The following is a 12,582-nucleotide window of genomic DNA, read 5'->3' as shown; positions in this document are numbered from 1 at the left end:
ATTGCCTGTTGTCAATTGCCTATTTTTAATTAACTATTCACCACATGCCCTTCCTTTCCATCATCGACATACTCGGTACGTTTGCATTCGCTGTTTCAGGTGCTTTCTCTGCAATGGAGAAAAAACTTGATCCGTTTGGTGTCATAATTCTTTCATTTGTAACAGCAATTGGTGGTGGAACATTACGTGATGTGTTGATTGGTGACACACCTGTGGGCTGGTTACAGAATGGAACAACAACAATTTTAATTATTGTTGCAGCTATTGGTACTATGTTTTTTGGAAACTATCTCAAACGTTTTACAAGCACCTTATTTTTATTTGATGCATTTGGTCTGGGCCTTTTTACACTCATTGGTGTGGAGAAAGGATTGCAATTGCAATTTAGTCCGGGCATTTGTGTTGCGTTAGGCACTATTACGGGATCGTTTGGTGGTGTAATAAGGGATGTGTTACTCAACAATGTACCGCTTGTATTTCGGAAAGAGATCTATGCTTCGGTTTCTATTTTAGGTGGAATAATTTATCTCCTGTTGTTGAAGGTTGATATGTTCAGTCCGTTTGCAACGGTCATTTCAATTGTGTTCATTGTTGTATTCCGGATAATTGTTGTTCGGTATAGGTTGGCTTTGCCACGATTTTATTAAGAATCCTTTCACACCGTTGCTCTAAAATCACATATTTATGTCAGGGATACTTTGCTAATTTGCATACCACAAAAAAAATATATGAAATTGGATTTATACCAGGTTGACGCATTCACGTCAACGTTGTTCAAAGGAAACCCTGCTGCTGTTGTTCCATTACAAAAATGGATCGATGATGAATTGATGCAGAAGTTGGCGATGGAAAATAATCTTGCTGAAACAGTATTCTTTGTGCCGTCACAAAAAGACGGAGCAGATTATGACATCCGTTGGTTTACTCCGGAGCTTGAAATTAATTTATGCGGTCACGCTACACTGGCAAGCGCCTTTATATTATACACAAAGCTTGGTTATACAAAACCATCTGTAACATTCAGTTCAAAGAGCGGGTTGCTAACTGTAGAGAAAAATGGTAAGAACTACGAAATGGATTTTCCTTCCTGGAAGCCTGAACGTATTAATGATTACCCCGAAGGCATTGCTGAAATTCTGGGCGTTAAAGAAATACTGGGTGCTTATAGATACCGTGATCTGCTGATCGAAGTGGCAACAGAAGAAGAAGTGATCAACGCCAAACCTGATTTTACTGCTTTGAAGAAGACCGGCGAAATGGTAATTCTTACTGCTAAAGGAGATAAGGTTGATTTTGTTTCACGATTCTTTGCACCATCTGCAGGTATTGATGAAGATCCTGTAACTGGTTCCGCACATTCACAATTGATTCCTTTCTGGAGTGAAAAACTGGATAAGAAAAAAATGGTTGCAAAACAATTGAGCAAGCGTGGTGGTGATATTATTTGCGAACAGAAAAGCGCAGAACGTGTAATGATGGGTGGCGAATGTGTGTTTTATATGAAAGGAGAATTTGAAATAGCGGATTAAAATTTATAATACTCTTTCATTTTCTCAATCAGCAGATCCTTTTTTCTCCTGGCAACTTCCAATTCATGTCCATTGGAGAGAATAACTGATCCGCCTTCGCCACGTACATATTCTTTAATGTGCTTCAGGTTTACAAGCACTGATTTATGTACACGTACAAACCCTGCATCCTCCAACAGTTTCTCATATTCATGCATGGGTTTTGATGTGCAGACCATTTTGCTGTTTAAAAAATAAAGATTGGTATAGTTGCCTGATGATTCTGCATACAAAATGTCATCAAGCTCAATTACCTGGAAACCTTTTAGTGAGGGTATGCAGAGCCTCATTTTTTGAGGCGATTGTTTTTGCGTGAGATTATGTAGAAATGTCTCAATGTTTTTGTTTCCTGTTTTTTCTGCAATTCTCCGTTTTGCTCTTTCAACAGCATCAATCAATAAATTATCTTCAACTGGTTTTAGTAAATAGTCAATAGCACTGAAATGAAAAGCTTCAACCATAAAATGGTTATGTGCTGTAACAAAAATTACTTCAAAGTTTGCGCCTTTTAATTCCTTTAGTAATTCAAAGCCGCTTTTCACAGGCATGGCAATATCAAGAAAAATAAGATCGGGATTCAGATTTTTGATATGTTCAATAGCTTCGTTGGCATCAGTAAAACTGCCACTTACCGTTACATCAGGACAATTGATCTGCAGTAATTTTTGCAGTGAACTGATGCCACGTGGCTCGTCATCTATTAAAACTGCTTTTAAGTCCATAGATTGTCATTTGTTTTAATAGGCAAATGAAGTGTAACAAGTGTTCCCGTTTCGTTTGCCTGTGATAAAGTTAGTTTGTCCACAATCTCCAGAGTACACTGCAGGTTGTATTTTTCATTGAGAAGTTCAATACGTTGCTTAATATTATCAATTCCTATTGAGGGCTCATGTGTAATGTCTCTTTTTCTTTTTAATGATTCTTCAATTCCAATACCATCATCTTCAACAATACAGATCAAATGATTTCCCTCTTGCTTAAACCTTATTGCTATGGTGATATTCTTTTTTTGTGCAGAACCGTGCCAGATGGCATTTTCAATAAAAGGCTGAATAAGCATAGGAGGAACCATGATGTCATCGGTATTCAGGTCTTTTGCTACATCTATTTTATAAGTAAACTGGTTATTTCTGATGCTTTCCATTTCAATATATCTTTCTAAATAATCTACCGTATCCTTTAAGCTCACGAATTGTTTTGATGAATGATTTAATGTAATACGTATAAGCCTTGCAAACTTGCTAAGGTAAAGAGAAGCCTGCTCGTTTTCATTATTCAATATCATTTCACGGATACTGTTCAAACAATTAAAAATAAAATGAGGATTCATTTGTGCATGCAGCGCCTTCATTTCAGTTTGAGTAAGTTGTTTGTCAATATTTGCCTGCCGGTTAATTTGTTTCACCCGCTTACGATACATGAAAACAACCAGCCATAACAAAGCTGCCAACGCAGGAAGCAGAAAGTAAGGTGATCTCCAGAATGGTGGTTTTATCTGCAAGTGAATGGTTTGGGTTTGCGCAGGCCAGCGGTTGTTAACTGAGTACATTTTCACTTCTATCCGATGAGAGCCAGGTGGTAACTTACCTAGTACAACAACATTTTTTGTATTTAATTCATTCCAGATCTCATTCTTCTCACTTAGAAACCGATAAGCAAAACGATTTTCTTCGGGATCGGTAAAATTGATTGCATTTAAGGTAAGCTCAACATTATTCTTTGAATACGGTAGTACAGTTTTGTTGCTTTGAGTTTGATTTTCTCCCATTACCTCTACAGAAAAAAAAGGAATTGCTTTTTCCGAAACCCGTGCATCAGGAACAAATGAAATTAAATATTGACCTGCACCGAAATAGAAGCGATTTCGATCTGCATCATAGAAACTTCCATTTCTCGGCGATGTTACAACCGCAGAAGGCAAGCCGTCGGAATAATTGAATTGCTTTATTGAATGATCTTTTATATTAAATGCAGAGATACCGTTGGCCATTCCCAGCCAGATATGGTCATTAATAATGTCGGAGCTGGTTACTGAATGGCCATCGATCATACTGTTTTCAGCAACCCTCAGATACATTTTGTTCTCATTACAATTGTATTGAATGATCTCATTATCATATGATGCAAGCCATAAATTATTTTCATTGTCACAGTCAAGCAACCGCATGTAGTTTGTTACTGTTTTTATTACCGTTGGATAGGGTATCAGCGTGTCAATTGATTTTTTTTTGCGGTTCCAGCGACAAAGACCATCACCTGCAATCCAAACATTCCTGTTTTTATCTTCTTCCATGCTAAAACAAAATGTGATCTTCAACAATGGGCTCTTGGAGTAATCATAAAAGCGGCGTTCTGAACGCTTGAATAATACCAGACTGTTCAATATCCCAAACGATAGCCAAATATCCCCTTCCGAATCTTTAAGAAAGCTTCTTGTTTTAGTGTTATAGAACCAGGCAGGCTGACCAGGTACATCCAGCTGCCCGTGCGAATTATTTTTTTTATTGAACCAAAGAATGCCTTTTGCAGTTCCCAACCATAATGTGTCGTTACTAAAATGAAAAATAAAATTCAAACTGTTGCTTCCGGGGCCATACTTTGAAAGATCAATAACCTGTTCAATCTTTTTGCTTTGATCATTTAAGATCAATAATCCACCTTCATTTCTTAAACCTGCATATATTTTATGTTGTGAAATAAAAATGCTTTGTATGCCGGTGTTTACGATAGAAGGAAGTTGCTGAGACAAATCTTCATTAGTGAAAAATGAGTTCCTGATATTTTGTTTATATAACCCATCATTGGTGCCTACCCATAAGCGGTTGCTTCTATCAGAAAAAACAGATGTACAATATTTGCCGGGAAAAAGTTTCTCACTATTGCAATACCAATAGTTGTTTGCTGTTGAAAATTGAAGCAGATAAAATCCACCAACTTTACTTGTAAGAGCTGCTACACTGTCGTTAATAAAAAATAATCTGCTGTACCAATCAAGATCAGGAATAACATGCTTTGGAATGGAGTATGATGCATACTGCCCATTAACAAGATTATAGAATTCCAGCGCATCCTTTTCAGGCGCTGGAGTTATCAATTGATCATTACCGCCATAAAAAGAAATCCGTTCTTCATCAATTTTAGAATTAAGCAATCTTCGGAGATTGGAATGATTGTTAAAAGAATGGGCCTCTATTGTTTTTGTTTTGTAATTATAAAATGATCCAGCCAGGTTATTTTCCTGGAATATTCTGCCATCGCTTAGTGGCGCAAGCCAGTTGCCAAACCACAATTCTTTGAGGCCTGCATCCTGCGGAGTAAAATGATCGTAACGGGACACGAGTTTACCAGCTTCGTTAAAAACATATAGCCCGGTTTTTGTTGAAAGTACATAATTGCCAGCCTTGTCTTTCAATGTATGCCAAACCTGGTTCGACCAGAAGAAGATATTTGAATCGGCTGGAACAGTAAAGGACCTAATCTTTCGTGTGATGGTATTGTAAGAAAATGCGCCTACAGCTGTTGATCCTATTATTTCATTTTGCTGTCTTGTTAAATAAAGAATATCATTTTCAGGCAACGGAAGGTTCTCAGATATTTTGAAAAAATTACTGAAAGACCGACCATCGAAACGGTTAAGTCCCTTTTTTGTACTTATCCAGATATAGCCAGATGAATCCTGCACAATACCCGTAACACTATTATGAGATAGCCCGTCGAGTTTGGTATAACGGGTAAAATCATTTTCGTCATAAGATTGGCAAAAACTGCTGAGTACAACAATGACAGAAAGAAATGAAATGATCAGCCTTCGCATCATATCCTTAAAGTTAGTTCCTTGTTTTAAAAAATGTATACTGCCATTTATCCTTTTTGATTTCATCAGCCTTTTATAGCCGGAGAACAACCGTTCAAAGCCACAGGTCTGCCATTCACAGTATAAAATAGAATAAATCTTTCTTCCGCTAATTTTCCGAAAATGAAAACAAAGCTGCCGAAAATCCTCTGCCGGTCATTTTCTATAATATCATTTCTATTTTCAGAAGCAAATGAAAATATCCTGGACAAGTTTGAAGATATCAATTGCCGGTGCAAGACTTAGCCATCTTGTGCAAAAAGATAAGATATGGGATCATGGAAGTATGGCTGAACATGCACGAATCATTTTTTACCTGCTGTTTAAATCAAAAGCAGGGGGGGATATGGAGTCTTTGAAAAGGCAATGCTCGCTTTCCTGTTTTGAAAAGATCAAAGCTGAGATAGAAAGAGGGGAAACAGCCGGATCAAGGATCATAACTCCTATAGTAAAAGAGTTAGCCATTGTGGATGTGCAGCCGGGGAAAAATAACAAACCAGATATGTTTTGCGCAGTGATCAAATATCATGTAAAAGAAACCATCAACGGAATTGAGACGATGGATCACAGCAAGCTGTTCCTTGCAAAATGGAGCTTTATAAGACAAGGCGACTGGTGGATGTTAGACGAAATAAAACGATAAAGAGTATTTTTTATATAGACCAAAAGTTACATTATGAGAATAAAACATTTACTCACTTCAGCTATTACTTTTTATTGTTTAACAGTAAGTGCACAGCCAGGCGCTTTAGATCAATCATTTGGAAGCTTTGGGATTTCAGTTTCTACTGAAAGCAGGTCAAGGTTTGAAAACATACTGTCTTTAGCAAATGGACAGTTCCTTGTCACAGATCATGAGTTGGCAGTACGTAATTATGAAAACGGAGCTACTGAGTCCTATACGTTCAGTATATTCCGTAGATATAATGCCAATGGTACTCCTGATCTTACTTATGGAACAAATGGCAAACGGAGATTCTTCTCGAGCGATGAAGTTCATCAATACTTCACATCCTTTGCCGTAATGACTGATGGAAAAATTGTTGCTACTGAAAGCGCACAGGTTCTTGGTAACAGTCCTGTTGCTCTAAATAGAGTTTGGATATTTAATGCAGATGGAACAGGTGGTGGGATACTTGCAGAGCTATCGGTCTTTGGTTATTTTGCTGTAAGACTGAACGACATTACTGTTGACAAAAATAACAGAATCGTTGTTACAGGTTTTGTAAGAGGTAATACAGCTTCAGACAGAAACCGTACATATATTGCCAGGCTGTTGAGTGATGGAAGCTTTGATGAGACTTTTAACAATGTTGGATTTAGAGTATTGGTTGAAAATTCAAGCTATAATTATTCAGGAGAGAAAGTTGCAACCGATGCTAATAACAACATTATTTTATGGGAAGATGGCTTTTATAATGAAGAACAGGGTTCTTTCATTTCCAAGTTCAGGGAAAATGGATCTATGGAAACGAGTTTTCCTTATATAAAAACGAATGCTGTTGTTCGGTCTTTACACACTGATGGAAATTCTGAGATCATTTATTTGGATAACACTGTCATCAAACGTCTCAATGCCGACGGCAGTCCAGACCTAAGTTTTTCAGCCGATTTTTCACCCACGAAATTAATTATGCAGCCCGACAATAAAATTATTGCAATTGGGGGCAATACAGTTTTTAAAGTGGGCCGGTTTAAAACTGACGGTACTTCAGATCAATCATTCGGCACAAATGGCTATGTAACTACCGATCTGAACCTGGATGGCTATCCACTTGATGCCATCTACCGCAACAGGAGATTATATATATCAGGATATATCGTTAACACTTTTGCCTACGGAACGATCATTGCTCATGATGGCAGCGATGTTCGTATGACATGTCCTTCACCACAGAATCCATACAATGTAGATGCAGGAAAGTGTTATGCAACAGTAAATGGTATCAATGCAATTATGTCTTCCAGTACCTTGTATGCAAATGTTCAACATAAGCTTGAATATAATGGCGCTGTTGTACAAGGTGCAGGCGGTGTGGCTGGCAAACAATTTCAAAAGGGAACAACAAAAGTTACTTATACTTATACAGATATCACCACTCAAACCTGTTCTTTTGATATAACTGTTTCAGATCAGGATCCTCCTGTTGCAAAATGCAAAAATATTACGGTGCAGCTTGATGCATCAGGAAATGGCACACTCACCGCAGCCCAGGTTGACAATGGTTCTACTGATGGTTGCGGCATACAATCCATGACATTAAGTAAAACAAGTTTCAGTTGTAGTGATCCATCAACCAATACAGTAACATTAACTGTAACGGATATTCATGGAAATTCTTCTACCTGCACAACAACTGTTACTGTTGTAGATAATGTGCCACCTGTTGCAAAATGTAAGAACATAACTATTTACCTGGATGCAACCGGAAATGCCAGTATCACTCCTTCACAGATTGATGACGGATCTGCTGATGCATGCGGAATCAAAAGCTATGCTCTTGATAAAACAGCTTTCAATTGCAGCAATAAAGGGAACAACACTGTTACATTAACTGTAACTGATAATAATAATAATACTTCTACTTGTACAGCTACAGTTATTGTGGTTGATAATATTCCGCCAACTATAACTGCTGTAGTACCAACACCGCAAGCCATATGGCCATCTGATCGTAAAATGAAAAGTGTAACAGTAAGCACTACTTCAACAGATAATTGTCCGGGCAGTTCTTGCAGAATTACAGCAGTTGCTATAAAAGCTGGTGAGTTTGCCGGTGATAATATTGGTCCTGATTGGGAGATCACAGGTAATAACACCGTTAATCTCAGGGCAGAAATTCCTAAAAAAGGTATTAAACGAATCTACACCATCACTGTTACATGTACAGACGCTGCAGGTAATGCCAGCACAGCTACTACTGATGTTATTGTTTCACATAATATCATTACACCTGCAAGTGGTGCTTCGGTAAAAATTGGTACAACAGTTAATCTAACAGGAGAATTCTGGGATGTGCCTGGCAAAACACATACAGCAAAATGGTTGATTGATGATAAAACGGTTAGCGGTAATGTAACTGAACCATCAGGCATGAATAACGGAACAGTAGCTGGTTCTTATAGATTTACAGCTGCAGGTGTTTACAAATTACGGATGAATGTTACTGATCAAAATGGAGTAACCAGTTATAGTAATACCAATGAAAATCTTGATGCCATAATAGTTGTGTATGATCCAAATGGAGGATATACCTATGGTGGAGGTTCTTTTGCTTCTCCTCCCGGAGCATTGGTGAAAAATCCATCTGCAGAAGGGGCCGCTACATATGGCTTTACAGTGAATTATAAAAATGGTTCATTCCCGAAAGGCGAAACACAGTTTGACTTTAAGGTTGGTGACTTTGAATTCAATGCATTGAATTTTGATTACCTCGCTATTTCAAATGCCAAAGCACAGTTCAAAGGCACCGGAAAAATTATTGGCGGGCAAAGTGGAATTGGATTTATCATGACTGCGACAGATGGAGCATTGGATGGAACCGGGGTTGACAAAATAAGAATGAAAGTATATAACAGAAATACGGGTTATGTGTATTACGATAATCAACCGGGCGCAAGTGATGCTGCATCGCCAACACAAGCTGTTGGAGCAAACAGTATCATTTTTATCCAGAATAATTCAAATGTTCAGCCGGGCAGATTAAGCTCTGGTGTTGCAGTTGAAACTCAAATAGCTAATGCAGGATTTGATGTGAGTGTATTCCCTAACCCCAGCGTCAATCAATTTAAGCTGATCATTAACAGCAGTAACAGGAATGAACAGATCATGTTGCAGGTATATGATGCAACAGGAAAGTTGATTGAAACAAAAAATAATCTGAACGCAGGATCAGTAATTGATATTGGCAATTCATATAGGCAAGGCATCTATTTCGTACGGATATCACAAGGAAAAGATCACAAAGAACTGAAGCTTGTGAAAATTAATTGATAATTCAAACCATTATTCATCTGTATAAACTGTTTTTATGAGAAATATCTTAATCATTAGTTGTTTGCTTTCAGGTATGCTTGCATTTGCTCAGCCCGGAAGCCTTGATAAAAATTTTGCAGTTTTTGGTATTTCAACCCAACCAGCGGCATCCTATTTTTCAAAAGTAGCTGTGCAACCTGGAGATGGAAAAATTGTTGTTTTGGACGGATACCAAAAAGGGATTCTTCGATTTACAACCAATGGAATACCGGACAATGGTTTTGGTGTAAATGGAAGGCTTGATGTTTCATATTTTCCCAATGATGTTGCTATAACGGCTACAGGAAAAATTGTGGTTGCCGGTAATAATGGTTCGATCTATCAATATAATTCAGATGGAAGTCCTGATCAGGATTTTGGAGTTGCAGGTGTTACTGTAATTGATGTTTTGCCTATCAGTGTTTCTTTAAATGCAATAACCATAGATGCACAAAACAGGCTGGTTGTTACAGGATCAGCATCTTTCTCAGGTTATTCAACAACCACATTCGTAGTTGCCCGTTTCAATAGCGATGGCACGTCCGACGGCTCGTTCAATGGCGGTAGTAATGTGTTTATAGAACCGTTTGATAATGACTATATCAGGCAAGGAATAGAAATTGGAGTAAGGAATGATGGGAAAATATTTGTAATAGTAAACTCCCAGATACCTGGTACGCCTTCAAGTTTAGGTTTTCTTATCAGTTATAATGATAATGGAAGTATCAATACAGGTTTTTCAGATGACGGTAGAATTGATTTTCAAATGAATACTGGTCACAAGGCATTTGCATTTGATGCAAATGGAAAGATTGTCATTCTGCCCAATGGTAATCCTTACAGAATTAATACTGACGGAACCATTGACAATACTTTTATAACAGTATTAGCTTTCCCGCCGGTTGAGGGTGAAACCTTGTCCATTCAGCCAGATGGGAGAATTATAGTTGCTGGTTCTTCCTGGGATGCTCCAGATCGGTTTGCTCTTTGCAGATATAATACGGATGGCTCGTATGATAATAGTTTTGGAAATGGAGGATCGGTTATTACTGATTTGAATTTCTTTTCTACAATTTATAGCATAGCCATACACAACAAAAAAATTTATGCAGTCGGCAGACTTTTGATTGTACCACCAAATTCTCAATTTGGTCTCCCTTATGGAGTATTGGCAGCATATGATGGAAGCGCTGTTCGATTAAGTTGTCCGGGCAATCAACAACAAAATACAAATCTGAATCAATGCTATGCAACGGTAAATAATATTGACCCGATATTAACTCCATCAGATGTTCCAACAACAGTTAATTATAAAATAGAATTCAATGGGAACATAATAGAGCAAGGCACTGGGAGTGTGAGCGATAAAAATTTCAGCAAAGGAGTTACAACTGTTACGTATTCATTGGCCGAAGGAAGCGGGCAACCTTGCAGCTTTACAATTACGGTTGCTGACAAGCAAGCCCCTTCAATCGTATGTCCATCTAATGTTTCCGTTAATACATCATCCGGTCAATGTTCAGCAGTACTCACAAGTACAGCGATTGGCAGCGCTACGGCAACCGATAATTGTGCCGGAACAATAACTATTGGGCATAGTCCATTCCCTCCGGAAAATGTATTTCCCATTGGCGTTACCAGTATTGTATGGACTGCAACGGATTCAGATGGTAATTCGAGTACCTGCACACAAACGATAACAGTTGTAGATAATCAACCACCTGTTATCACTGGTGAAACTGCAAGTACTTATGTTCTGTCTCCGCCAAATCATACAATGCGTGATGTAATGATCAATTATACAGCTACAGATAATTGTGCTGTTACAACCACGGTAACTGTTACAAGTAGTGAACCAATCAATGGTGTGGGCGATGGTGATACTGATCCCGATTATATTGTGTTGGATAATGTTGCGGGCGCAGCCGGTCAATATGTTTCCAACTTAAAATTAAGAGCTGAAAGATCAGCTGCCGGAAGCGGACGAACATATACAGTAACAATTACGGCAACTGATCCATCAGGAAATATTGCATCAAAGATCATTGAAGTAAAAGTGCCGCACGACATCAAGAAACCTCACAGCGGTCAACCATTCATTGTTGGTTCTACAGTAAACTTTGAAGGAGAATTCTGGGATAAGCCAGGAAATAAACATACGGCGAAATGGCTGATCGATGATGCAATTAGTGCAAAGGCAATGGTATTAGAACCTTCGGGTAATAAGAATGGAAAAATTACCGGTAGTTATAAATTCACAGCGCCTGGCGTGTACAAACTGCAAATGAATATTACAGATCAAACAGGATTAACTACATCTACAAACACAGCTGGTGATCTTGAAGCCATCGTTGTGATTTATGATCCAAATGGTGGTCATACTTATGGCGGCGGTTATTTCAATTCACCGGCAGGTGCTTTGCAAACAGATCCATCTGCAACAGGAAAGGCTAGTTATGGATTTACCATGAACTATTTCAAAAATTCAACTTATCCAAAAGGTGAAACACAGTTTGAATTTAAAGTAGGCTCATTTGAATTCAATGCGTTGAATTTTGAATACCTCGCTATCAACAATTCAATGGCGCAGTTCAAAGGCACCGGTAAAATAATTGGTGGCCAAAGTGGTGTTGCATTTACAATGACTGTTGTTGATGGACAACTGGATGGAACAGGCGTTGATAAGATAAGAATGAAGATCTATAACAAGAACAATGGCAAGATCATTTATGATAATCAGCCAGGTGCCAGCGATGCAGCGTTGCCAACACAGGCTGTAGGTGCCAATAGTGTAATTGTGATTGGAGCTGGTATAAAACAGTCTGCAACTCCAGGCAATGAAGTGCCTATTGTTCGAATTGAAAGTAATCAGTTAACTGATCGATTTGAAGTGGGAGCGTTTCCCAACCCTCACCAGGGAACATTCAGCTTAAGAGTTCAATCGCCAATGGCAGGAAAAATGACCATTGAATATTTTACCACGACCGGGGCAAAAATTTATATGCTTGAGCAGCAGGTAAAAGCTTATGAACAAATCACTGTGCCCAACACTGGATTAAAATTCAATGGAACAATATTTTACAAGGTGAGCATTAATGGTGCAATAAAAACAGGTAAGATCATTGGAATAAAATAAAACTTATGCA

At 38.2% G+C, this 12,582-nt stretch carries 7 protein-coding genes; 5 read left to right on the top strand and 2 right to left on the bottom strand.

The genetic code is table 11. From position 1 onward, the window contains the following. The first annotated feature begins 44 nt into the window (after positions 1–44). Both WG954_RS20175 and WG954_RS20170 read left to right on the top strand, forming a co-directional pair. A complete protein-coding gene (locus WG954_RS20175; RefSeq protein WP_340438808.1) occupies positions 45–647 on the top strand; it encodes a trimeric intracellular cation channel family protein in 603 nt (200 codons plus the stop codon). A gap of 81 nt (positions 648–728) precedes the next feature. Further along, positions 729–1,529, top strand: a complete 801-nt coding sequence (locus WG954_RS20170) for a PhzF family protein (protein ID WP_340438807.1) — start codon at positions 729–731, stop codon at positions 1,527–1,529. Here WG954_RS20170 and WG954_RS20165 read toward each other — a convergent pair. Continuing rightward, positions 1,526–2,290, bottom strand: coding sequence for a LytR/AlgR family response regulator transcription factor (locus WG954_RS20165; RefSeq protein ID WP_340438806.1), 765 nt, complete (start codon positions 2,288–2,290; stop codon positions 1,526–1,528). The two genes, WG954_RS20170 and WG954_RS20165, sit on opposite strands and share 4 nt — an antisense overlap. Beyond that, on the bottom strand, positions 2,281–5,385 hold the full coding sequence (locus WG954_RS20160) for a sensor histidine kinase (protein WP_340438805.1): 3,105 nt from the start codon (positions 5,383–5,385) through the stop codon (positions 2,281–2,283). The genes WG954_RS20165 and WG954_RS20160 overlap by 10 nt, the downstream gene beginning before the upstream one ends. Before the next feature lie 250 nt (positions 5,386–5,635). Between WG954_RS20160 and WG954_RS20155 the strand changes: the two genes are divergently transcribed. From WG954_RS20155 to WG954_RS20145, 3 genes are read left to right on the top strand one after another with little or no spacing between them, the layout of a single operon-like run. Continuing rightward, a complete protein-coding gene (locus WG954_RS20155; protein ID WP_340438804.1) occupies positions 5,636–6,064 on the top strand; it encodes a hypothetical protein in 429 nt (142 codons plus the stop codon). 33 nt (positions 6,065–6,097) lie between these two features. Continuing rightward, complete coding sequence (locus WG954_RS20150; RefSeq protein ID WP_340438803.1) at positions 6,098–9,415, top strand: T9SS type A sorting domain-containing protein; 3,318 nt, start codon at positions 6,098–6,100, stop codon at positions 9,413–9,415. Positions 9,416–9,452: 37 nt separating this feature from the next. Then, on the top strand, positions 9,453–12,572 hold the full coding sequence (locus WG954_RS20145; protein ID WP_340438802.1) for an HYR domain-containing protein: 3,120 nt from the start codon (positions 9,453–9,455) through the stop codon (positions 12,570–12,572). Positions 12,573–12,582 lie beyond the last annotated feature (10 nt).

This window comes from Lacibacter sp. H375 (assembly GCF_037892425.1).
Taxonomy (GTDB): domain Bacteria; phylum Bacteroidota; class Bacteroidia; order Chitinophagales; family Chitinophagaceae; genus Lacibacter.
Note: the sequence above shows the minus strand (reverse complement) of the source record. Positions and strands in the feature narration are given on the sequence as shown.

Excerpts from the sequence above, each read along its gene's own strand:
- WG954_RS20150 (WP_340438803.1), top strand. The coding sequence starts at position 6,098 with ATGAGAATAAAACATTTACTCACTTCAGCTATTACTTTTTATTGTTTA.
- WG954_RS20175 (WP_340438808.1), top strand. The coding sequence starts at position 45 with ATGCCCTTCCTTTCCATCATCGACATACTCGGTACGTTTGCATTCGCT.
- WG954_RS20160 (WP_340438805.1), bottom strand. The coding sequence starts at position 5,385 with ATGATGCGAAGGCTGATCATTTCATTTCTTTCTGTCATTGTTGTACTC.
- WG954_RS20170 (WP_340438807.1), top strand. The coding sequence starts at position 729 with ATGAAATTGGATTTATACCAGGTTGACGCATTCACGTCAACGTTGTTC.
- WG954_RS20165 (WP_340438806.1), bottom strand. The coding sequence starts at position 2,290 with ATGGACTTAAAAGCAGTTTTAATAGATGACGAGCCACGTGGCATCAGT.
- WG954_RS20145 (WP_340438802.1), top strand. The coding sequence starts at position 9,453 with ATGAGAAATATCTTAATCATTAGTTGTTTGCTTTCAGGTATGCTTGCA.